A 22547-nucleotide genomic window follows, 5' to 3' on the forward strand; every position below is an offset into this window, starting at 1 on the left:
TTTCGTTTTCCCTCTACTTTCTACTTTGTAGAATTCTCTCCAAAATATATCGTCTCTCTGCTTGGTGTAATGCGCTGTAGTGTGGGGAGCTTATTGTCTATAGCAAGACTCGATTCGTTGCTTCTTCATATACTCCTACTAGTCTTCATTACTATGATTTTGTTTGATTTTATGTAAAAGAGCCATCACTTTTTCTTTATCATGGGCATGATCTTCCATATATACGTGGCAAATTTTGTGCAAGTAAGTTAAAAACGTTTCATAATCGACAATAACACTTTTGTCAGTGTCACCCGTACCGTCTAGAAATTCAATGCCGTTTTCCACATAGCCCTCTTCCCACGGCTCTAAGTCTCCTGAAAATGTACAAGTGTAGTACTCATTTCCATAACCAGTTTCCTCTGAAAAATAGTGTAAGACTTTTAAAAATTTTTGATCTGATAAAGCGCTATAAAAACTTATCATGGGAGACAACGTACAATCTATATCATGAAATAATTCTACGATTTTCTGCATTCGTATCACCCTTTTATAATTAATTGAATCAACATTTACTATTTGACCGTGACCACTACGCAAACGCTAGGGTTATCTCTTGAACCTCTATAATCTAAACACACAAAATCTCCTGCAAATAAAATAAAGATTGGTAATAAATATTTATTTCTACACTTATAAAAAGTCCTCTTGATGTAATTTTTCCAGGGTTAATTTAGTACCTTCATGATGTGGGAATTTAACCACAAATACTGGATTTATGCTAAATTGGATTATTGGGATACTCATTTAAATACTTATTGATTAAAGTCTTACTTTCGCTATCATCTGGTTCTGTTCCTAAATATTTATATTCCCAAATCACTAGCTGGTCATCAAAGCTGTAATCCGTGTCAAACCAATTTGTATAATCATAATGCACCTTCAATTTGCCATCGCTATTAACAGATAGTGTAAAAGAGTACCAAAGTTCTTGCTGATTATCTTTAAAAACGTTTCTTAATCTATTACTTAACTCAAATAAAGCTCGATCCTTCATTTTATAAAATTCTTTATCAATATCGTATTCATAAGGAATTTCTAAACTATATTTATAGTTCTTTTCATTCTCAAGGGTATTATAAAAAAAGCAAGTTCCTCCTCCCGTTTCGGATATTTGAGCGTGAAAATAAATCTTTGTCCATTGTGTAGGAATCATTTCATTCACTGTTTCAGAAATTTCTCTATAAAATTGATTTATTTCTGTTTCCATACTCAATATGTTCGACCACCTAACTGTTTTTCCGTTTTATAAAGTGTTCTCTGTACCACACAGTAATGTTTCTCTATAACTATTATAAACCACTACAATAAACTCCTCATTACTCTTAATATAAGACACTAAAGTACTAAATGCGTTCTCTCCACTTCCTACATTGCGTTTTTTACACTTCAAATACTAACTTTTTACTCCAACATAAAAAAGAATTCGACTGTTTTCGAATTCTTTTCCTAATTTAACAACTTCTCTCCTCATTTTTTTGCTCTTAAGCAATTTGTACCACCTGCATGAGAGACAATCTAAACCCAATCAATTTCCAGTCATCCTTTGCTTTAAATATTCAGCAATCTCAGTCTGCCCAAACTCCTTTGCATATTCATAGGCATTCATATTTTTGATGTTTTCTCCCGTGTATCTAATGGACACATCTATTCCTTTTTGTACTAAATATTTAACTACTTCTTGATGCCCCCCATAAATTGCTCCAAACAGCGGATTTCTCTTCGCTAAGCTCACATCTAGTTCTGCTCCAGATTCTATTAAATACTTTACTATCTCTAAATTGCCAGATCCAGCTGCTAGATTTAACGCAGAAGCATCAAATGTCCCGCCTTTCGCATTAACATCAATTCCTTTTTCAACTAAATACCGGACGATTTGAAGGTTCTCCTTTTTAACCGCTACATGTAACCACGTACCAAATACAGTCACGGTATTCAAAGTCTCTATATCATCACCTATTAGTTTTTTCACTGCATTGATATCGCCAGTTTTAATGGCATTTCTTATCGCTTTCTTACTATGGTTTCGGTCCACTATGCAAACTCCTTCATTTGAATCTTCATTGTCAGTTAACCTCTCACCAATTTGCGCAATAATAACTTCAACATCGTACCAACCATTTATATGATCCGATTCGTTATCTTCAAGAACACATAAAAACCGTTCAATAATACAATCACTCTCGTCATGGCTAAATTCATTTGAAATTGGAACAACCCCATTATTTTTTTATAAATTCATGATATGATTTTGGAAATGAAATTCTTAAGCTTTTTTCAACGGTATTTAATAGTTCATCATTTGGTAAAGGTAAAACAATGCTATTACTATCTACTTTCCTATTTTTTCACTACTTGTTACTTTCTTTCTCTACGCTTATATACTTATTCAAATCCTATAACCATCCATTCATCTACTACATCCCAAAAGTTTAGATTATACTCTGGCTCTTCTTTTGAAGACCACAAAGTGGCGTTGTCACCCAAACTGTTTTTATAATCCACTACTACATAAGTTCCCATTCCATTACTGAAAAATCCATATGAAGATGCGAAGTCAATTTTTAAATTACGTTCTCCAATTTCTTCAATAATGTCCCATTCATAATCGTCTAAATATGTGATATCTTCTAGGGACTCTAACCCCATTGACTTACTTGGATAGTAGTAAAACCCACTATGAACATTTTCATAAAAGCTTCTAATTTTATCTGGAATTTTACTCCAATCTTCTTCAAGCTGTTCGTTATTAAAGTACTCTTTAGGATTTCGGCCTTCATAATATAAAATTTTCCCTCTGGCATTTTTCACCGAATATAATATCGAATACCGATCACCAATAGCCATTAATTCAACATCTATCAAAAATCCCTTTAAAAAAGATATGGTGTTGCTCATTTCATTACTTACATATCTTTTCCATATATTTAATACCCTACTTATCTTACTAGATTTATTTTTCTCTTTTAAAATTTCTCTCCATTCATCAGGAATTAAATCCTTTTGGATATAATCAATGTCATTAGACTCTATTAAGCTTACAGATAGTTCTTCACTTAATGTATATTTATTTAAGAAATTCAACTTATCTTGAAGCATCATTTCTACCCACTCCCTATTCTTCTAAAATCTAGCTATTAAGCCCTGTATTTTCACTTTGTGTTTACTGCTTCCTTCATTTGTATAGCCTTAATAATTATTTAAATAGGATTCTTTGGATATTCTTTTAAATATTGATCTATTAAACTTTTAGTTTTTTCATCCGCTGGTGCTTCATCTAAATATTTATACTTCCAAATCTTTTTCTGTGCTACAAATCCGTAATCTGTATTCAACCAATCTGTATAATCAAATGATACAGAGAACTTCCCTGTTTGATCTAACATTAGCGTAAAAGAATACCATAGCTCCTGGCTATTTTCTTTAAAGATTTCTCTAAGCTGTTCACTAAGATCAAAAAACTTATCTTCTTTATTATTAAATTCTAGTTCCGATGGATTAAATTGTTTCGGTATATCTAGACTATACGTGTAGCTATTATCTCTAATTGATTTATAAAAAATGTAAACTCGCCCCCCCGGATTCATCAATCTGTGCATAAAAATAAAATCTTTCCCATTCTTCTGGAATCATATTATTAACCGTTTCTGCTATTTCTTGATACAATTCCTGTAACTGAATTTCCATTTGCATAAAATTTATCCTCCCGCCTGATTTTTAATTGTTACTCTCTCTAATTCTTCACCTTCAATTTGATACTATATTCTAAATTTAATAGGGCGTATTGAATGCCATTTTTAACAGAAAAATATTTTTACCGATACTTTTTTAGAAAAGCTTCCTTCAAAGCATTTGCCCAACCTTTATCTTTCTCCATAATAAACCAAATTCTATTAGAACGATTGTTATCTATTTTACCTGCACTAATGTTGTTCCTCAACATGTCGCGTCTGGTTATGTATTCTGTCAAGCCATTTATGGTAACAATATCGTAGAGGCCTTTTTCGGTTTGCTCCAGGACTTTGAAGGATTTGGCGGATTTGTAGGCGTCTAAGGAGTGATCCGCTGCGCTTAGGCCTTTAGCTATTTAATTGAAACAAATAAAAATGAAGACTCTTTGAAATTATATATCCTCAGATAAAAGAAAGTACTTGCTGGCTGTTATAGACCATCAAGTGCTTTATAGTTAGCTATATAGAATAAGTTGTAAGTTTCTTGTGTGCTCCATGTAACGAATAATTTCGAAATTTAAAATTCCATCCGGCCTAGTAAGTGTATCTGTTTTTCCCACAAAATATTGTTACACAATTCCACAGCCATACAACCTCCATGAGCTAAGTGTTTACTCTTAACCCTTAGTCATGTAACTTATCAAGAAATTCAGTAAATGTTGTTGCAACATAAAATACATTCTCTCTTGCACGCTCTTCCGCCTGCTCTTCCGTTAAACCCTCTTTCTCGATTAACATTTCTTTCTCCCAAGCATTTTCATGTTCCCAAAAAACCACAATCGGATTATCTTCATGATCTTTATAATCAAAGCATATTAAGTTTCCAGACGGATCGAAAGCAAAAGGGATTAACTTTTTCGGAAGTGTATCCTGATAATCATTAAAGACTTCTAGAATATGCTCATCATCTTCAACGTCATATGTTAATAATGTTCCAAATACCTTTTCTTTTCCTTCAACTTGAAATAATTCAGGACTAACATGGGCACCATTATAATCCATAGCAACCTCTATATAATCTAAGGGAAATTTCACTCCTAATTTTTCTCCAACATTCTCCACTTCATTCTTAGTGACTGGTTCGTCCCATGATCTCCAATTTATATTACTCATCTGATACCATCTCTCCATAATTTATTTCCACCTAAATGATTTACTTTGTGCGTTTTAGATACCACAAGTTGCATCTTACCAGGTACCTGATGATGGTGCCATGTTAATCCTTTGATTCTAGCTTCACCATTTTCAATATCTCGAAGTTGTTTTAATGTAAATATGTCTTTAGATATTTCCTCGTGTCCAATCGCTTCTTTTAACAGCTCTGTACATTCTTTAAATTGTCTATCATCAGTTACTTTGAACAGACTCTCTTTTATAGCTATATACATAAAATGTCATCCGGCCCATTTCCCTTTCTTTTCTCATTATTCACATATTAAAATAAGACTCCATGATGGCATATATCACCTTCGTGAAGTCTCTATTCTCAAACGTATTCTTGTTCTGTTTGTCCAACTCAAATATTTTAATTACCTTTTTATTCAATTGCTTTATCCGCTTATAAATAAAACTTCTCGTATAACACTTATGCACTGGAGAACGCTTTAAATACGTTACCTTTCCTCTTTGCACAAATGAATGTACTGGCCAAATTCAGGAAATGCATCCCAATTTCCTTCAAGGGTATCGTTAGTCTCGCGCTCCTCGACTGAGCCGTGCTTTAAATCCCGCTTTTCCATTGCTATATAGCCATCTTCTCTGAAACCCAAAATCAAGCTACTTACTTCTGTATCAGTTTCATCATCGTACTCCCAATATATGGCTGTTCTTAAAAAAATCTTACCCTCACTCATAACTTCAAAATCATAATTTAAATATTTACGAATTAGGTCATCATAAAACCCTACCGAAACCCATTCATTTGTAACATTTATAATATACTTAGGTTTCTCATCTTCCATTAATACTGCCGTATATGGTTCATGTTTTTGATGATTCGTGTATGCAGTACGATCATCAAGAATATTCCAAGGCTTCTTTTTGATGTCGGACCATTCGTCACAATAATAAATTTCCATAGTCAATTATACACCTTCCCTTTAATATCCCTAATCACAATCCGGTTTTTTGTTGCTTCGTCAAGAATTGTTTGCGGAATTGTTTTATTTTGAACTGGTACTTCTAATATTAATTCACCTTTAAGCCGCCCTCCTTTGAGAGCATTAGGATTAAAAGTACTATTTGATATTTTGGATCCTGAAGAATATTTTTTGGTAATTTCATTTAAGTAGCTCTTAGCTGTCTTTTCTTGCACTTCGCTAAGTTGAGTAAATTTTCTCGATACTATTTCCTTGTTAGGTGCGTATGAGTCAACTACGTACTTTTTGCCTCCTACTTCTTTTGCCTCCAACTCTACTTCATTATAAGGGTAACGAGGACGATTTTCCTTATTAAAATTATTACCTGCTTGCCAACGATCTTTCAGCCAATCTGGTAGAGATTTCTTTTTGGGTGTAACTTCACTAGTAACCTTAGAAACAGCCGAAACTTTCTCAGCTTTCTGCATAACATAATTTTTTGAGTTCTGCAACGTCTCTCGAACCGTTCTTTGGCCCAAGTCTGGGCCTAGAGGCGCTAATTCTGGCATGAGTCTCGGCATATTTGAATCTAGAATATTGTTATACGTTTTCTTTAAGGATTGAGTCCACGATGGAGAGCTTTTTTGAACGCTTTGGTACGCACTGCGGGCTCTGTTCGTAATAACTTCAGTACGAAGTGAATTACGCATATCACTAAGCTTCTTCGCTCCGTTTGCCACGGCATTAGCGCCTGCTTTCGCTGTTTTCCCCGCTACCTTCGTAGAAAGCGCCCCAGCTCCAGCAATTCCTAATGCTTGCAGAAGACTTGCTTTACGCTGCTCTTCACTGATTTTATTCCCGAACATGTCGCGTCCGGTCATATATTCTCCTAGCCCGTTTGCAGCCACAAGACCGTAGAGGCCTTTTTCGGTTTGCTCCAGGACTTTGAAGGATTTGGCGGATTTATAGGCGTCTAAGGCGTGATCCGCTGCGCTTAGGCCTTTAGCCGTTTTGTAGATGGCTTTTCCGCCTTTTGCGGCTCTTCCTACCCAGCCGACAACCGGAATGAAGCCGGCTGCTGCCATGGCTCCTGCTGCGACGCGCTGTGAGGTGGAAAGTTTTTCACCCGTAACAGGGTCCACGCCTTCTGCTGCTCGTTTATAATCATAATATCCGCTGACCTCTCCTGTAAAGGTAGAAACCGCGTCCCACGTTTTTTCATACCACGGCTTGTTTGCTTCTTCTTCTTGCTTTTTTTCCAGCTCGTATACTTCTTCTTGCTGCTTGTTGTAGTCAACATATGAAGTTGCATAGTCGTTTAGCTTTGTTTGAACTTTATACAGCTCGCTGTCGTGATAGGCTTTTTCGTCAAAGGCAAGCTGATAGACACTTCCTCCTTGACTCGTAGCAAGCTCTAAGCCGCTTACTAGCATATCCACTACCGCATAGAAATCGTCCATTTCGCTGTATTCTTTTGACCATTCAGCGTCAAGCTGGTTCACTGCTTCAATTGTATCGGTGCGTTTTTTCTCTGCTTCTTCTATTTTATCGTTAAACTCACTCGTTGAAAATGCTGAAATAGAGACGATATCGTCAATGCCGTTTAAAATACTCTGCAGATCGTCGTGCTGCTGCGCAACCATTTCTTTAGCATTGCTGTTGGCGTTTTTTAGCTCTGTTTCTAAAAATGATTCATCTACAATCGTGCTTCCTGATAGCTTTGCTTTTTCAGCTTTAACGTGAAGCGTTGAAAAGTAGCTTTGCTGCATTTTAATTAAGTTTTCCCACTGTCCGGCCGTATCGGCGTGCTGCTTATAAAAAGATTTTATATTGTCAGCGCCTTTTCCTTCTAAGCTGCCTTCTAAGTCCGCTACGCCCTGCAGCGCTTTTTTCAGTTCACCCAGCTGGCTGAGTAACTCATCGTAGGCTTTTTCCCTGTCTTTTGCTACATCAAACAGCGCTTTTGCATCGTATACCTTTCCCACAGTCATCCCCCTTTGCTGCTACGAATGGATAATAGATTCGTCTTGTTCTTTTAGTAAGTCTACATTAGATTTTGTATCTTTTACGTTTTTGTTTAGTGCTTTTATATAAGTAGAAATAAGCGTTTGAATTTCTTCTTCGCGCGCTGCCCATTTCTCTGTAGTATCAAGGCTGTTTTTTCCAAGGTCAGGCATTTTGCTAATGGATAAATTTCCAATCGCTGTGCTGACTGCTTCAAGCTTTTTGATAACATCAGCGTGATCAAGCTTAATTGTCATGAAAACAGCCCCCTTCTAATTTCACTAATCTTGTTTTCTACTGCGTCGTAAGCTTCTTCACCTTTAGCTAATAAAGAATCCGCTTCTCCAATAACGGCGTTCAAGCCGCTCAAAGCTCCTTTTTCAGCTTCTAGCGCCCATATCTTTGTTTCAATTTCACGAATGTATCCATCGTAATCACCGTCTAAAATGCCTTTTATGTTGTCGTAGGCTGCCGTACGTTTTTCGTCAAAATCATCCGATAACGTACCCGTCCATTTGTCTCCCAGCTCAGGCTTTTTGATGTGTTCAATTTCTTTTAATGAAACAGCTTGTTCATGCTCAATTTTACTTTTAGCTGTTCTTAGCTTAGAGATCTTTCCTTCTACATCTGAGACTCTTCCAGATACTTCTCCCAGCAGTCCGTCTAATACGCTTCCTAACCCCATATCGTTCCTCCTGTTCCGCACATTTCAAGTTTAATCCAATAATTATAAGTATAAAATTTGTCTCATTATAGCTAAATAGGAAAAAACTCTCTTTTTTTATACTTCTAGTTTCATGAATTGAGATAAAAATGAAAAATAAGAGAAAAAAGACTCATGTCTAAATACGTTATCCAACCATATACTGTTATCTAAAACAAAGAATAAGTAGAATAAAACCATTCCTTTGTACCCATACCCGTTTTTTTCCACAAATTAAAGCTTTTTGCGTAAAAAGACCAACTTCACTTCGTTTTTTTACACAGCAAAAAACCTCTGCACATTCTGCAGAGGTTTTGTTTTATACTTGAACCGGCGTTGGTTCTTCAGCTGTTTGTTCGTGCTGCACAAGTCCGTAGTTTTCCCATGCTCGGCTTTTCCAGCGGAAAAACATAATAACTGCGCGCGTCCATTCATCGGCTGCGATGGCAAGCCAAATGCCAGCGAGCCCCATGTCTAAATGGAAAACGAAGAAATAACCGAGCGGCAAGCTCATCATGACCATCGACATCGCACCAATTAACACCGGATATTTGGCATCTCCCGCTGCCCGCAGCGAGTTAATCAGCACAATGTTCATCGTTCTTCCCGTTTCAAGCACAATGCTCAGAAGCAGCACCGTCGCCCCAAGCTCAATGATATGCGGATTGGCTGTAAACACGCTGATCAGCTGTGTTCTGAATGTCATCACAAGAACAACCATCATCATCGTTACGGCACTGGCCCATTTGACGCTTTTCCATACGCGATGGTACGCCTCATCTTTTTCGTTTCCGCCTACTAAACGGCCGACAATAATCGCTGTACCCATTCCAATTGCAATGGCAAATAAGTAAATGAACATTGAAATATTCATCGCGTACTGTCTCGCAGCAAGTGATTCTGCTCCTAGGTAGGTTGCATAGTATAAAAAGACAATTTGACAGCCTTGATACATAACCTGTTCAAAAGCCGACGGAATACCGATTTTTAAAATTTTGCCGATATATTCTTTTGAAAGCGTAATGTAGTACTGAAATTTCACTCTATATTCCATCACTTGATACAGCAGCCAAAAGAACACAATCAGCGCAACAAATCGGCTGAACGCGGATGAAATCGCTGCTCCTTGCACGCCCATTTCCGGAAAGCCGAACTTCCCAAAGATTAAAGCATAGTTTCCTGCAATATGAAAAATGTTCATTCCAAGTGAAACAAACATCGCCTGCTTCGTAAAGCCGTGTACGCGAATAATCGCTGCAAGAGAGTTAATAATCGCTTGAAGAAAAATAGCTCCTCCGACGATGGATAAATAGCTTTGTGCATACATCAGCACGTCACCTTGTAAGTTCATCGCTTCCATCATATGCCTTGAAAACAAAAGAAAACCCGCGCTAATAACTAGCCCGACTCCTAAATTTAACGTAACGGCCAAAGCAGAAATCTTTGACGCTTCCATATACCGTTTTGATCCTAAATACTGAGAGACAACAATTGCCGCTCCGTTACCAATGACCTCTAACACCAAAATCGCAATGTGAAGGTATTGATTGGCTGCTCCGACTCCTGATACGGCATCATCCGACAGCGCACTTAGCATAAAGGTATCAGCAATCCCCATTAACATAAAAAGAAACACTTCTAAAAAGATCGGCCACGTTAAGAAAAACAAATTCAGCTTTTCTTTTGGCCCTTTTTTTGTTTCGACCGCGGTCATCCCATCACCTTCTTTACCGATATCCAATTTCAAACAAGAAGTATCTTACCACACATTTCCTTTGTATACATCCCCTTTTTAGCACATTTTTTATTTTATTTGTTTAGGCATAAAAAAAGCCGCTTCCCTGAAGGAAGCAGCTTTTTTCCGTTATTAAATTGAAATTTTCACTTCCGCGTTCATACCTGGAAGAACTTTATCTGATGCATCATCAATTGAAATTTTCACCGGTACTTTTTGCGTTACTTTTGTGTAGTTTCCTGTATTTTGAGCAGGAAGCATAGAAGACACTGAGTTGGTTGCGCGGCCGATTGCTTCAACATGGCCTTTAAAGACTTTACCTGAATCTCCGTCCACTGTAATGTCAACGCTGTCTCCTTCTTCAATATCACCTAGGTCTGTTTCTTTAATGTTTGCCGTAATATAGATTTTAGATAAATCAGCTGTTTGTGCTAATACATCGCCAGCTTTTACTAATTGATTTTGAGATGCGTTGTTTTTAATAATTGTTCCGTCAATCATAGAAGTTACGTCTGTTGATTTGTCGCCTTCTTTTAAGCTTCCAACAGAATCACCTTGAGAAACACTGTCTCCTTCTTTTACATTCCATTCGCTTAACTGACCGTTAGCTGAAGCAATGACTTGCGAAAGCGGTGCTTCTACCTGCGCTTCATCTGTTTTAACGTAATTTGCTTTTTCGTAGAAATAATATCCACCAAAGCCTACTAGTAATAAAATCACAATGATTCCAACAATGTTAGTAACCAATAAACGACTTTTACTCATCGGAATTCCTTCTTTCTATAGTTAGTATATTATATAGATGTTTCTTCTGTTTGAGGTGCCGGCAGCATTTTTCTTTCTTCTTGCGGCTCAGCTTCTTCTTGAACCTCTTCTTTTTGAACAAGAATTCTATTTTTACCGCTCCACGCTTTACTTAGTGAAGCAATGAGCATGATTACGCCTAAAATACCAAGCAAGAAAAATAAGTTGTGATACGCATGTAAAATCGATGCTTTTTTAGCGCCTGCTACAACAGCCGTCACAGCCGATGTTTTTGCGTCTGCTTGACTCATCCCCATACCCATATAGCGTTTAATCATTTCAGACAGCTGCAGCTTCACCTGAGGATCTACTGAGCTAATTTGTCCTCGGAAATCTTCATAATAAATCGCGTTTTGTCGAACAACAAACCATCCTATTACAGGTGCTATAATGGCTCCTAGTAAATTTCGAATGGAGTGCAGTGAAATCGAACGCATCGAAGCTTGATGTAAATCTCCGGCTAGCGCCGCTCCTAGTGCACCGGATACCAGTGCCATACTAACACCCATACCAAAGAGCATAATGTGAACATATAAACTGACTAGTGATGTATCAGCTGATACGTTTACCCAGCTAAATCCTACAATGACAATGAGAAGTGATCCAATCGCTCCAAGATAACCTGGACCAAATTTATCATACAAGAATGTTGTCGCAAATGCTGAAATCAGTACCCCAACAAAAAAGTATAAATAAAAATAAGAAAGCGTGGTGTACGATGCATTTTGCACATTTTGCATGACGCCATTAATACCTGCGATTGCTAAGATGTATGCCATATGACCGCCAATTGCCATAATTGTACCTGCAACTGGTTTTACGGCTAGCAGCGATTTTAATGGTACTAACGGATTTTCAGCCGCTAAATCAACTAAAACAAAAATGACAACTAACCCTGCTGCAGCTAGTAAGAATGGCCACACTTGAATAGAAGCGAATCCTTCATATCTTAGTTCATACAGTGGATATACTAGTAAAATCATAATAAGACTAAGGATAAAGATACTTTTCTTATCTACTGGACGCTCTTCTTGCTGACTTGGATCGTGAGCAGGCAATACCTTATATCCGATAAACAGACAGACAAGAGAAGCAAGTATTCCTAGAACAAACACCCAGCGCCAATTGTCCATGCTAAGAGATACAGCGCCTAAAAAGGCTCCAATTGCTGTTGAACCGAAGAGTCCGCCGATCGCTAACACTAAAAAGAAGTTTCGGATTTTATTGGGAAACGAAATCAGCGCAGCTGGAATAATGGTTAAAAACAACATTCCTGAGCTTAAGCCTTGAATCAGACGACCAAGGGATAAAAATGCCACATTTTCAGAAAAAACGTTGATAATCGAACCTGCTAAAAAGACTAAAACGAACGTTAAGTATGCTTTACGCACGCCATATTTTTTCGTCAGCATCGGACCAATTGGTACCCCAAGTCCAAATGCCAAATTAGAAATAATAGATGGCAATAGTAAGCTTTGTGTACTCGCATCAAATCGATTTTGAATCAATACTTGATTGACCGTGTAAGATAAATTCAAAAAATACTGAGGGCCAATCGAAAATAGCGTTAAAATCGCCATAATTAAGTATTTAGGTACGCTTAAACCTTGTTTGTCGGAGGCTACTGCTGGATTATTCTGACTCATATTTATTCCTCCTTTTATTAAATTCTTTTCATATGACTAACAATTCCTTACATATTTTATCGTACAAGTTGTATCATGCAAGTTATAGCAGCACTACATATTATACATCTTTTAATGAAGAAATCAACTTCTTTGTTCCAACTTAAAAAGACTATTTTTCAATAGCCTTTTTGTTTACCTATATGTATTCGCTTTAACATCCATTGCTGCGCCATTTTTTAAAATTATGATTCAAGCGGGATAAGCTTTTTTCCAGTACTAAAATCTCTTCTTCCGACCAATCTTCTAACACTTCAGCATAGGCCTGTTTACGCTTGCTTTGTACATGCTGCAAAATATCTTTTCCTGAATCCGTCATTTCAATTAAACTAATTCGCCCGTTTTCTGGACTTGGAAAGCGGCGAACAAACTGTTTGGTTTCAAGCGCAGATACTTGCCGGCTAGCTGTAGATAAGCTCAGCTTTAAATTTTCAGCTAATGCATTAATCCCGAGCGGACTGCGCTGATCTAGCTCGCTTAACAGTAAATATTCAGAACGGTCCAAGCTTCCAAGCTTGGGACTGTGCGTCGTTGTTAGACGAACAAGCAGCGCAATTTCGTGCTCAATGGTTTGCAGCGAGTCTCGCTTCACCTCTGTCTCCCCCTTTATCTCCTAGAACATTCTGTACTTTTCGATATGTTTACTATACCGCAACCGTTCGCGTGAACCAACCTTTTTTCCGTTTTTCTTCTATTATATAGAAAGAAATCATAGGTGGGGTACATTTAATTCTAACATCACGGGACAGTGGTCGCTTCCCATTACATGCGGATGAATAGCAGCTTCTTGAATCACGTCTTTGATTCTCTCTGATACGATAAAATAATCAATGCGCCATCCGATATTTCGTTCTCGCACTTTGTTCATATACGACCACCAAGTATAGGCTCCTTCTTCATTTGGATATAGATAGCGGAATGTATCAAGAAATCCGCTAGCAAGAAGCGTCGTCATTTTCCCTCTCTCTTCTATGGTAAAACCAGAATTTCCTCGGTTTGACTTTGGATTGCGCAAGTCAATTTCTGCGTGGGCTACATTTAGGTCTCCGCATAAAATCACTGCTTTACGGCTATTTAATTTGTTTAAGTACACGAGCAGAGCATCTTCCCATTGAAGCCTTTCTTCAAGCCTTGCTAAGTCTCTTTTAGAATTTGGCGTATACACATTTACTACATAGCATTGTTCAAACTCGAGCGTAATAATACGTCCTTCGTCTTCTGATTCTTTATCCACACCGTATGAAACGGATAAAGGCTTTTGCTTTGTAAAAACTGCCGTTCCGGAATAGCCTTTTTTCACGGCATAATTCCAGTACTGATAATATCCTTCTAGCTGCAAATCAATTTGTCCTTCCTGCAGCTTCGTCTCTTGAATACAAAATACATCCGCATTCACTTCTTGAAAATAATCTAAAAATCCTTTTCGCACACACGCGCGAATGCCATTTACGTTCCACGAAATCAACTTCATAAACTGTCCACGTTCTCCTCACTCGATTTATGTATCAGTGTTTAGTGTAGACAATTTCTTGCATGAGTTCAAATAATTTAAAGCGTATACTTTTCTTTTCAAGGTATTCCTGATATTTCTTCTTATTTTATTTTCTGTACCTCAAACACTAGATACAAGAGGTGAAACATAATGTCAACAAACAACACGTATGAAAATAATGAAGAAGTTTCTGTTGTTTCTAAAAAAGAAGAGCACCCTACTAAAGAATGCGAAACACAGAATCAAACGGCGCTTACTAAAGAAGATTTTTCTTTAAATGATTCTGCCATTAAGCACTTTAGCAGGTAATTCATAAAAATAAAAACCCGTTAACTGGTAGCAAGACTTGTTGTACAAAGCTCTTGCTATCCATTTCTTAAAAACAAGGTGATCATATGCTAAAAACCATTCAAATGATAGAAGCCATAAAAAAACATTCTATGCCTTTTGCTGATGTCGATGACTTACTACCGCTCATTAACACAGCAAGCCGCGCTCAATACGTACTTCTCGGAGAAGCATCTCACGGCACATCTGAATTTTACGAAATTCGGGCAGCTCTTACGAAAGAATTAATTCATCATCATGATTTCTCCTTTATAGCAGTGGAAGGAGACTGGCCTTCGTGTTTTGAAGTTAATCGCTATATTAAAGGATATACAACTCAGTACGCGAATGCCGAAGATGTCTTAAAATCTTTTAACCGCTGGCCCTCATGGATGTGGGCTAATCAAGAAATAAAAGAATTGATTGAATGGCTTCGTGATTATAACAACAACTTGCCAGCACATCAGCCGAAAGTAGGTTTTTACGGCTTAGATGTATACAGCCTGTGGGAATCGATGGAAGCTATTATTGAGTACTTAGAAAACAACCACGCTTCTGATGCAAAGAAAGCGAAAAAAGCCTTTGAATGCTTTGAACCTTTTCATCGCGAAGCACAGATGTACGGAATCTCTTCTGCTCTTTACGGAAAAAACTGCATGGTAGAAATGTTAGAGCTTTTACAAACCATTCAGCAAAAAAAAGATACCTATACTCATGAGCCTGAGGCTGCGCTTAGTATGCAGGTAAATGCGCTGGTAGCAAGCAATGCTGAAGCTTATTATCATACGATGATTACCAACGACAATGAATCGTGGAATATTCGCGATCGTCATATGGTAGAAGCTTTAAAATATATTCAAGCTTACTACAAAGAAAGCGCTAAAGGCATTGTATGGGAGCATAACACTCACATCGGAGATGCAAGAGCAACGGACATGAAAAGCAGCGGCATGGTGAATGTAGGTCAGCTTACCCGTGAAGAATACGGACCGAAGCATGTTTACGCCGTCGGATTCGGAACTCATCACGGCACGGTCATTGCTTCTGATAGCTGGGGTAATCCTCAGCAGGAGTTAACCGTTCCTCCAGCTATAGAAGGAAGCTGGGAAGATACCATTCACCGAGCAGGTGCTTTTGATCAATATCTCATGTTTACAGAGGAAAACCGAAATTTTTTCCATTCAACGATAGGCCACCGCGCCATTGGTGTTGTATATGACCCAGAGATTGAACAATACGGAAATTATGTTCCTTCTCGCTTGTCAAAACGATATGATGCTTTTATTTATGTAGAAGAAACACATGCTTTATCGCCACTCATCTTTTAATTAAATAAGCGGACTTCCAACGAAGTCCGCTTGTTTTTTATTGTAAAAAGCTACGAATCGTATCGGTCACGAGTGCGTGATCTTCTTCTTGTGACATTCCTGATACGGTGATGCTTCCAATTACGCCGACGTTTTTAACCGAAATCGGAAATGAACCACCTACCGCTTCGAATTCGTGAGGGTTCGCTGCATAAAACTGCGCGTAAGAACGATCTTTTAACTCGCAGTACAGCTTCATATAATACGAGCTGTGATGGTGGCGAAAAACGGTATTTGATTTTCGTTTAATCCATTCTTCATGATCCGGAATCGCCCCTTCCATCGCATGATGAAAAAGTGTTTGACCATTTCGTTTAATATTTACTGTAACGGATTTTCTCTTACTTTTTGCTTCATTAATAATTGCTGTTCCTATCTGTAACGCCTGGTCATTTGTAAATTGATGAAAGATTAGTTCTTTTTCCTGTTGAACTACTTTTTCAAGCAGCGTCTCTACCGAATGATTACTCACTGTTTCTCGCTCCTTAGTTAAAATAAACCGCTCGTTTTTCTTTGCTGCTTTCAAAGGCCGCTTCAATAACTTTAACCACGTCACGAGCTTCTTCTGCTGAAACCGGGAGCTCTTCTCCTCGAAGCAGGCTATCGGCAATTTTTTGATAATACGTCACATAAGAACCGTGCAGCGTTTGAATTTCTTTCGTTTCGCCTTCGCCAGTTGTCAGCTTTCCGTAGTGCTCAGGGCTGTCGGCTCCCCACGTATCATCCACAGGCTTCTTGCCGGCTCTTAGCATATCTTCTTGACCGTCAATGCCGTATTTAATATAGCTTGCTTTTGTTCCGTGAACTTGAAAGCGCGGCCCGTTGCTTGGCACAATGGCACTTGAATGTAAAATAACGCGAAGAGAACCGTATCCAAGCACTATGTGGAAGTAATCATCCGTACGTGCATGATCTCGCTGACCAAATACATCAGCTTGAACAAATTCAGGCATTCCAAAAAGATGTAAGGCTTGGTCAATTAAATGAGATCCCAAATCGTAAAGCGCTCCTGATCCAGATCCTTCATTTTCTCTCCAGCGGTCTCGAACAGCTGGACGATAGCGATCAAAATGAGCTTCATACATTTTAACGTCGCCTAATTTCCCTTCTTCAATCAGCTGCTTTACCGTCAAATAATCATTATCCCATCTGCGGTTATGATAGACGCTTAGTTGAACATCCTGTTCTTTTGCTAATTGAATTAATTCATTTGCTTCTTTTTCCGATACGACCATCGGCTTTTCAACAATTACATGCTTGCCTGCGCGTAGTGCGTCTTTCACCATTTCATAGTGCATGCCGCTAGGCGTTGTAATAATAACTAAATCAATGCTGTCATCTTCTAGAAGTTCAGATAGAGTGCCCACTACTTCAACATCCTCTAAGTCACTCTTTACTTTTTCAGGATTTGAACTCATTACTTTTGAAATATGAAATTCGTCTAACACGCTTAAAAGCGGCGTGTGAAACACTGTTGCTGAAAATCCGTATCCTACTAATCCTACTTTTATTTTTTTCATCGTTTTTCTTCTCCTTTATCAAAATCTGTTACGATAAGCTGCACTTGATTTTGCTCTATTTTTTCTTTTACATCCGCTTCTGGCGCTTTATTTGTAATTAGGATATCAATGTCGCTCATATCACATACTCGATGTAAAAATTCACGTTCAAACTTCGTATGATCCGCAAGCATAATCACTTGTCTTGCGCATTGAATCATTTGTCTTTTTAAAAACGCTTCTTCTTCACTTGGAGATGTAATACCATCTGCACCAACGCCGCACGTACCTAAAAACAGCTGATCTACTTTGTATTCCTGCAACGTAGAAATCGTTCTTGGCCCGGTGACGTTACGGTTTTTCCCGTTAAACTTGCCCGGCAGCAAAAACGTATCACACGTCGTATATTGATCGAGCAAATCCACATTATCAATGGAATTTGTAATAACGGTTACATGCTTTACATCCATATACTTTGCCATCAGCGCGATGGTCGAAGACGTATCTAAAAGCACGTCATACCCCTCCGACATTAACGCAGCTGCTTCTTTAGCAATTTGTTCTTTCGCTTTGGTAGGCGTTCGCTCACTGTAATCGATGATATGACTTGACGATAGCGTCGCTCCGCCTTTGACTCTCATAACCTCACCGTGTTCTTCAAGCTTGACTAAATCGCGTCTCGCCGTATCTTTTGAAACGGTGAACATATCGCAAATTTCGTCTAATGTAATCGTGCGGTGTGTGTGAAGGTATTCAATAATCGCACTCATGCGCTGCTCTTGATACACCCGAATACCCTCCTTTTTTACTTTGATATGAACTAATTGTAGCGCAAAGAAAAGTTAAAAACCAGTAAAAAACTTAAAATAATTAAGTTTTTTTCGTTTTTAAATTAAATTATAAAAGTACACGAACGTCTTTTGGAAATAACTATCTTATTTTGGATAATACTTCTTTTATATCTGATACCCTTTCACGCTTTTCACTAATCGCTTATAGATCAGACTTCTAGCAAACGTATATGCAAAAAAAGCAGGAATCGTAAAGATTCCCGCCTTTTCGTTACATCTTATGTTCAAGCGCTTTGAAGTTTTCTTGAAATTGCTCCAAGCGAACAAGTCCTTCTTCACGAAGGCGTTTATTTTCCTCTTCAATTGCTTTTGTTTCCTGCATTCCTTTCATAATGATATTCCACGTTTGCTCCATCGTTTCTACTTTTACGCTAGGGGCACCGGACATTTTAGCGATTTTAACACTTTGCTGTGAAATATTTTCTGCATTTCGAATGAGCAGTTCATTTGTACGTTTGTCTAATTCGTTCATCGACTCGGCTACTAAATTTTGACGCTTTGCTGCGATTGCGTTAATAAGTCCATTTTTAAAAATAGGAATCGTTGTAATAAACGCAGAATTGATTTTGCCGATCAGCTTTGTATTTCCTCGCTGCAGCATGCGAATTTGAGGAGCAGATTGATAAGATACTTGTTTTGCCATTTCTAAATCATATAATCGCTGCTCCATCAGCTCAACCGCATTTTTTAAGGTTTGAAGCTCCATTGCCGCCAGCTGATTTCCACTCGACGCTCTTTCTTCAAGCACCTTTAGCTCTTGTTTTAACTCTTCTACTTTCACTTCGCCCGCTACAATGTATTTTTCAAGCTCCATATAATACTGATAGTTTTGCTCGTAAAGCTGTTCAAGTGTTGTGGTTGAGTGCTTCATTTCGGTTTCATATTTTGTAATTTCAACATATACTTTATCAATTTCAGAGCCCATCGTCTCATATTTTTGAAACAGCTTGTCTACTATTTTTTGACCGCGTTTAAAAAGCTTAGAGAAAAACCCTTTATCTTCAACAAAATCCTTTGCATCAAATTTATCCATAATCTTTCCAAGCTGCTTTAATAATTGACTTGATTCTTCCATGCTAGACGATTTAATTGTACTAAGCACTTTTCCGGAAAAAGAGGAAATTTCATTAGCTGTTTCTTTCCCATACTCAAGTAAAGCCAGCTGATTTTTATAATCAATTTGTTCTGCCAAGCGACGTACTTCTGGCTCTTCTCGCAGTTTTGCTTTTACTTCGTTAGGCTTTGTTTCTAAAACTTCTTCGGCTTCATTTAAATCTAAAGGCTGTAATTCGTTTGGTGCCATTTAAAAACCCTTCTTTCTTTAAAAGATTCGTTTTAACCATTTTTGAATGAGCGACGGCTCTTTGAATTCTTCATTAAAGCTAATATCTTCTAGCCAGTGCATATCGAAATATTTTTCTTCGACAAACGCTTCTATATCTATTTGACCGGTCGGATTAAAAAGAACAATATCAACGCCAAATTCATTTAACAGAAGCAGTAAAGCTGCATCTTCACGCGTAAACGCTTCATGTTCATTTCCGTGATAAATAATAAGACGGGGTACATGCTGCGTATAATCAAACTTTTGAAGCATGCGAAGCACGTTGTTTGGAAGCTTCAAAGACTGATTAAACAAGTACATTTGATGCTGATACGCATCTTCATGATCTAACCGAAGAAGCTTTGAATGTGCACAGTATCTGGAAATGGCTGCAGCTAGCCCTTGCTGAAGCCCGATAGGCAGTTCTTTATAGCGCCACCAGTTGCTTTCAATCATTTTATCTGGACTGAGCGTCCCATCACTTCCGAGAGCGCCTTGGTAGTGAAAGTGATTATTTCCTTCTATCTTTTTGACAAAAGGAACAGAATCAATCGTCAGAGCTAACTCATTTTCCGTTTGCATGAGCTCATGCACTTTGCTCCAGTACTCTTTTCGGTTTTTAGAAATACCAAGTACTTTTGAGAATAGGACCGGCACGTGTACATATGGCTTTGACACTTCAAAATTAGGACGAATAAACGCCCGTTCTCTCATTAATAAAAAGATCTCATCATACGTCGTTTTGAGAGTAACTGAAGTTGGAAAATACGAACGAAATTGCCAAGGTTTATACAGCAGGGACTCCTCTGAATGAAGCACTTGCTCAATTTCTTGAGAAGCCCGAAATGCTACCGTACCTTTTCGAACCGGTTTATCCGTTGGAAAAGGAAAAAGCGAGCTAGTAGAAGGAAACGTATAAACCGTTGTTAAATGTTGATTCTTATCTACTTCTTTTAAATTATCCTTTCCCTCCGGATGAAAGGTAAGGACGTCAAAACCTAGTAAAATTAAATAAGAGAGAAAATACTGCTCGCTTTTATTCGCATCTCCATACCACATGATGCGAGGCGCGTGCTCAGGAAATGCTTTATCGACCATCCAAGGTTTTACATGATTCCACTGCCACTTTATTAAATCGATTAATACGCGTTGAAAATGCCCGTCCATAAAGCCCTCTGCATGTTGTTCTTTAAAACACGTTAAGGTTTCAATAAATTTTTCGCGTACTCTTCTATGTATAGCGGGATTTTCTGACTTCACGATCAGCTTTTTTCCTTCTAAAAAAGCAAACAGTCGATTGACAGAAAGGCCGCATTCTTCTTGATTAATTTTAAGAATCGTTTGTACTTCTTTTAATCTATCATTTGAAATGGACTTATCAAGCTTATCGTGCAGGACAAGGATCGATGATGATGAATGCGCGAGTTCATAAAGAAAGGATGCGTACTCGTCCGCATCAAGATGGGTGCCTACATATCTTCCCGCCACTTGTTTATAGGAAGTTTGCTGCTCATTTTGTATAAAGTCACCTCGCAGAGAAACATCTTGAGAAAAAAGAGAAGTTCCATCCTGCTCGTTAAGATTAATGATATGAGGATCAATTAGTTTACTCACGCCTTACAGCTCCTTTCTTTTCAGACATATACATGCTAAAAAGAAAGGGTACTCGTTAAAGCACCCTTTCTTTTTCATTTATCCCATGCCTTTTTTATACGGATAATCCGTAGTTGCGGCAAAGATCGGCCAAGCCACCGGAAAATCCGCTGCCAATGGCATTAAACTTCCAGTCGTTTCCGTGCTTGTATAGCTCGCATACAACGACAGCTGTTTCGATTGAAAAATCTTCGCCTAAGTCGTAACGAAGCACTTCTTCGTTTGTTTCAGCGTCTATCAGACGAACAAACGCGTTGGATACTTGTCCAAAGTTTTGTCCGCGAGCATCTGCGTCGTGAATCGTGACGCTGATTCCGATTTTTTCAACGTGGTCAGGAAGAAGGGAAAAATCAACGGCTATTTGCTCATCGTCTCCATCTCCTGCACCCGTACGGTTGTCACCGGTATGCTCCACAGCGCCATTGGGACTTTTTAAATTGTTGTAAAAAACAAACTCCTCGTCATTTACAACCTGACTTGATTTATTGGCTAAAAATGCACATGCATCTAAATCGAAATCATGAGATCCAGCATATTTGTTTGTATCCCATCCAAGGCCTACTATTACTTTTGTTAATCCTGGGTTGGTTTTCGTTAGGTCAATGCGCTGACCTTTTGATAAAGAAATTGACATAAAAACATCCTCCGTACGTTTTCTTGCTTTAATAATTAGGCGTTTAGACCAAAGTCGTTGACAAGTGCCGCTAAGCCGCCTTGATAGCCGCTGCCAATAGCATTAAACTTCCATTCTCCGCCGTGTCGGTACAGCTCTCCTACTACAACGGCTGTTTCGATCGAGAAGTCTTCACCTAAATCATAACGAATTAACTCTTCGTCATTTGTTGCATTTAAAATACGAACGTAGGCATTGCTTACTTGGCCAAAGTTTTGACCGCGCGCTTCCGCTTCATGAATCGTAATGGTAAACGCGATACGTTCAATAGATTGAGGCACATTTTTCAAGTCTACTTGAACCTGCTCATCGTCTCCTTCACCTACGCCTGTACGGTTATCTCCGGTATGCTCAACCGCTCCGTTTGCACCCGTCGTATTATTGTAAAAAATAAAATCAGATTCTGAAGCGCATTTTCCCTCTTGGTCTAATAAAAAGACAGATGAATCTAAATCAAAATCGTTTCCACCGTCATACTTATTTACATCCCATCCAAGACCTACTACTACGTTTGTTAATCCTGGATTCGTTTTTGTTAAATCTACTTTTTGTCCTTTTGAAAGATTAATAGCCATTTCGTTT

25 protein-coding genes and 1 pseudogene are annotated in these 22547 nt (G+C 38.2%); 2 read left to right on the plus strand and 24 right to left on the minus strand.

Going from position 1 to position 22547, the window contains the following annotated elements; genetic code table 11:
* Positions 1-138: 138 nt before the first annotated feature.
* The 17 genes and pseudogenes from cdiI to OK414_RS14145 all read right to left on the minus strand — a co-directional run bounded on the left by cdiI (position 139) and on the right by OK414_RS14145 (position 14250).
* Positions 139-516 (minus strand): ribonuclease toxin immunity protein CdiI, encoded by a 378-nt coding sequence (cdiI, locus tag OK414_RS14070; protein WP_016764426.1) that lies wholly within the window; start codon positions 514-516, stop codon positions 139-141.
* Between the two features lie 244 nt (positions 517-760).
* Positions 761-1249 (minus strand): antitoxin YezG family protein, encoded by a 489-nt coding sequence (locus tag OK414_RS14075; RefSeq protein WP_263045901.1) that lies wholly within the window; start codon positions 1247-1249, stop codon positions 761-763.
* 318 nt (positions 1250-1567) lie between these two features.
* Entirely contained in the window at positions 1568-2074 is a 507-nt protein-coding gene (locus OK414_RS14080; protein ID WP_263045869.1) for an ankyrin repeat domain-containing protein, read from the minus strand.
* A gap of 187 nt (positions 2075-2261) precedes the next feature.
* The gene (locus tag OK414_RS29910; RefSeq protein WP_230586608.1) at positions 2262-2360 is read right to left on the minus strand and encodes an SMI1/KNR4 family protein; all 99 of its coding nucleotides are present in this window, start codon (positions 2358-2360) and stop codon (positions 2262-2264) included.
* A gap of 64 nt (positions 2361-2424) precedes the next feature.
* Positions 2425-3141, minus strand: a complete 717-nt coding sequence (locus OK414_RS14085; protein WP_034651424.1) for a superoxide dismutase — start codon at positions 3139-3141, stop codon at positions 2425-2427.
* Between the two features lie 98 nt (positions 3142-3239).
* A pseudogene (locus OK414_RS14090) lies at positions 3240-3726 on the minus strand (immunity protein YezG family protein).
* A 668-nt stretch (positions 3727-4394) separates the two neighbouring features.
* Positions 4395-4883 (minus strand): SMI1/KNR4 family protein, encoded by a 489-nt coding sequence (locus OK414_RS14095; RefSeq protein ID WP_034655123.1) that lies wholly within the window; start codon positions 4881-4883, stop codon positions 4395-4397.
* A complete protein-coding gene (locus tag OK414_RS14100; RefSeq protein WP_258358267.1) occupies positions 4880-5158 on the minus strand; it encodes an HNH endonuclease in 279 nt (92 codons plus the stop codon). Before OK414_RS14100 ends, OK414_RS14095 begins: the two co-directional genes overlap by 4 nt.
* A 225-nt stretch (positions 5159-5383) precedes the next feature.
* Positions 5384-5848, minus strand: coding sequence for a hypothetical protein (locus OK414_RS14105; RefSeq protein WP_263045870.1), 465 nt, complete (start codon positions 5846-5848; stop codon positions 5384-5386).
* 2 nt (positions 5849-5850) lie between these two features.
* Positions 5851-7833, minus strand: coding sequence for a ribonuclease YeeF family protein (locus OK414_RS14110; RefSeq protein ID WP_263045871.1), 1983 nt, complete (start codon positions 7831-7833; stop codon positions 5851-5853).
* Between the two features lie 18 nt (positions 7834-7851).
* Positions 7852-8109 carry a YwqI/YxiC family protein gene (locus tag OK414_RS14115; RefSeq protein ID WP_045291795.1) on the minus strand — a complete coding sequence of 86 codons (258 nt, stop codon included), beginning with the start codon at positions 8107-8109 and terminating at the stop codon, positions 7852-7854.
* Positions 8106-8537: a DUF5082 family protein gene (locus tag OK414_RS14120; RefSeq protein ID WP_013057382.1), complete on the minus strand. Its 432-nt coding sequence runs from the start codon at positions 8535-8537 to the stop codon at positions 8106-8108. Before OK414_RS14120 ends, OK414_RS14115 begins: the two co-directional genes overlap by 4 nt.
* Before the next feature lie 337 nt (positions 8538-8874).
* Positions 8875-10269, minus strand: a complete 1395-nt coding sequence (locus OK414_RS14125; protein ID WP_263045872.1) for an MATE family efflux transporter — start codon at positions 10267-10269, stop codon at positions 8875-8877.
* A 153-nt stretch (positions 10270-10422) separates the two neighbouring features.
* Positions 10423-11055, minus strand: coding sequence for an HlyD family secretion protein (locus tag OK414_RS14130; protein ID WP_095380294.1), 633 nt, complete (start codon positions 11053-11055; stop codon positions 10423-10425).
* Between the two features lie 29 nt (positions 11056-11084).
* On the minus strand, positions 11085-12740 hold the full coding sequence (locus OK414_RS14135; protein ID WP_205661333.1) for an MFS transporter: 1656 nt from the start codon (positions 12738-12740) through the stop codon (positions 11085-11087).
* A gap of 193 nt (positions 12741-12933) precedes the next feature.
* Positions 12934-13371 (minus strand): MarR family winged helix-turn-helix transcriptional regulator, encoded by a 438-nt coding sequence (locus tag OK414_RS14140; protein ID WP_034651403.1) that lies wholly within the window; start codon positions 13369-13371, stop codon positions 12934-12936.
* A 117-nt stretch (positions 13372-13488) separates the two neighbouring features.
* Entirely contained in the window at positions 13489-14250 is a 762-nt protein-coding gene (locus OK414_RS14145) for an exodeoxyribonuclease III (RefSeq protein WP_047931473.1), read from the minus strand.
* Between the two features lie 171 nt (positions 14251-14421).
* On the opposite strand from OK414_RS14145, the gene OK414_RS14150 reads away from it, so the two are divergent.
* Positions 14422-14580 (plus strand): hypothetical protein, encoded by a 159-nt coding sequence (locus OK414_RS14150; protein ID WP_162837676.1) that lies wholly within the window; start codon positions 14422-14424, stop codon positions 14578-14580.
* An 86-nt stretch (positions 14581-14666) separates the two neighbouring features.
* Positions 14667-15926, plus strand: a complete 1260-nt coding sequence (locus OK414_RS14155; protein ID WP_095380295.1) for an erythromycin esterase family protein — start codon at positions 14667-14669, stop codon at positions 15924-15926.
* 37 nt (positions 15927-15963) lie between these two features.
* On the opposite strand, the gene OK414_RS14160 is transcribed toward OK414_RS14155, so the two are convergent.
* The 7 genes from OK414_RS14160 to OK414_RS14190 all read right to left on the minus strand — a co-directional run bounded on the left by OK414_RS14160 (position 15964) and on the right by OK414_RS14190 (position 22540).
* Positions 15964-16437, minus strand: a complete 474-nt coding sequence (locus OK414_RS14160) for a heme-degrading domain-containing protein (RefSeq protein ID WP_034651395.1) — start codon at positions 16435-16437, stop codon at positions 15964-15966.
* 13 nt (positions 16438-16450) lie between these two features.
* Positions 16451-17485: an oxidoreductase gene (locus tag OK414_RS14165; RefSeq protein WP_013083483.1), complete on the minus strand. Its 1035-nt coding sequence runs from the start codon at positions 17483-17485 to the stop codon at positions 16451-16453.
* On the minus strand, positions 17482-18252 hold the full coding sequence (locus OK414_RS14170) for a DeoR/GlpR family DNA-binding transcription regulator (RefSeq protein ID WP_263045873.1): 771 nt from the start codon (positions 18250-18252) through the stop codon (positions 17482-17484). The genes OK414_RS14165 and OK414_RS14170 overlap by 4 nt, the downstream gene beginning before the upstream one ends.
* A 274-nt stretch (positions 18253-18526) precedes the next feature.
* On the minus strand, positions 18527-19618 hold the full coding sequence (locus OK414_RS14175) for a toxic anion resistance protein (RefSeq protein ID WP_216876104.1): 1092 nt from the start codon (positions 19616-19618) through the stop codon (positions 18527-18529).
* Positions 19619-19636: 18 nt separating this feature from the next.
* Positions 19637-21253, minus strand: coding sequence for a YceG family protein (locus OK414_RS14180; RefSeq protein WP_263045874.1), 1617 nt, complete (start codon positions 21251-21253; stop codon positions 19637-19639).
* Positions 21254-21347: 94 nt separating this feature from the next.
* Positions 21348-21926 (minus strand): TerD family protein, encoded by a 579-nt coding sequence (locus OK414_RS14185; protein ID WP_095380300.1) that lies wholly within the window; start codon positions 21924-21926, stop codon positions 21348-21350.
* Positions 21927-21961: 35 nt separating this feature from the next.
* Entirely contained in the window at positions 21962-22540 is a 579-nt protein-coding gene (locus OK414_RS14190) for a TerD family protein (RefSeq protein ID WP_263045875.1), read from the minus strand.
* Positions 22541-22547 lie beyond the last annotated feature (7 nt).

Source organism: Priestia sp. JV24 (genome assembly GCF_025910025.1).
In the GTDB taxonomy this organism is placed as follows: Bacteria; Bacillota; Bacilli; order Bacillales; family Bacillaceae_H; genus Priestia; species Priestia megaterium.

Bases quoted from the DNA above. Each gene is read 5' to 3' on its own strand.
- cdiI (WP_016764426.1), bottom strand. From the start codon at position 516: ATGCAGAAAATCGTAGAATTATTTCATGATATAGATTGTACGTTGTCT.
- OK414_RS14075 (WP_263045901.1), bottom strand. From the start codon at position 1,249: ATGGAAACAGAAATAAATCAATTTTATAGAGAAATTTCTGAAACAGTG.
- OK414_RS14085 (WP_034651424.1), bottom strand. From the start codon at position 3,141: ATGATGCTTCAAGATAAGTTGAATTTCTTAAATAAATATACATTAAGT.
- OK414_RS14095 (WP_034655123.1), bottom strand. From the start codon at position 4,883: ATGAGTAATATAAATTGGAGATCATGGGACGAACCAGTCACTAAGAAT.
- OK414_RS14100 (WP_258358267.1), bottom strand. From the start codon at position 5,158: ATGTATATAGCTATAAAAGAGAGTCTGTTCAAAGTAACTGATGATAGA.
- OK414_RS14105 (WP_263045870.1), bottom strand. From the start codon at position 5,848: ATGGAAATTTATTATTGTGACGAATGGTCCGACATCAAAAAGAAGCCT.
- OK414_RS14115 (WP_045291795.1), bottom strand. From the start codon at position 8,109: ATGACAATTAAGCTTGATCACGCTGATGTTATCAAAAAGCTTGAAGCA.
- OK414_RS14120 (WP_013057382.1), bottom strand. From the start codon at position 8,537: ATGGGGTTAGGAAGCGTATTAGACGGACTGCTGGGAGAAGTATCTGGA.
- OK414_RS14125 (WP_263045872.1), bottom strand. From the start codon at position 10,269: ATGACCGCGGTCGAAACAAAAAAAGGGCCAAAAGAAAAGCTGAATTTG.
- OK414_RS14130 (WP_095380294.1), bottom strand. From the start codon at position 11,055: ATGAGTAAAAGTCGTTTATTGGTTACTAACATTGTTGGAATCATTGTG.
- OK414_RS14135 (WP_205661333.1), bottom strand. From the start codon at position 12,740: ATGAGTCAGAATAATCCAGCAGTAGCCTCCGACAAACAAGGTTTAAGC.
- OK414_RS14145 (WP_047931473.1), bottom strand. From the start codon at position 14,250: ATGAAGTTGATTTCGTGGAACGTAAATGGCATTCGCGCGTGTGTGCGA.
- OK414_RS14150 (WP_162837676.1), top strand. From the start codon at position 14,422: ATGTCAACAAACAACACGTATGAAAATAATGAAGAAGTTTCTGTTGTT.
- OK414_RS14155 (WP_095380295.1), top strand. From the start codon at position 14,667: ATGCTAAAAACCATTCAAATGATAGAAGCCATAAAAAAACATTCTATG.
- OK414_RS14165 (WP_013083483.1), bottom strand. From the start codon at position 17,485: ATGAAAAAAATAAAAGTAGGATTAGTAGGATACGGATTTTCAGCAACA.
- OK414_RS14175 (WP_216876104.1), bottom strand. From the start codon at position 19,618: ATGGCACCAAACGAATTACAGCCTTTAGATTTAAATGAAGCCGAAGAA.
- OK414_RS14185 (WP_095380300.1), bottom strand. From the start codon at position 21,926: ATGTCAATTTCTTTATCAAAAGGTCAGCGCATTGACCTAACGAAAACC.
- OK414_RS14190 (WP_263045875.1), bottom strand. From the start codon at position 22,540: ATGGCTATTAATCTTTCAAAAGGACAAAAAGTAGATTTAACAAAAACG.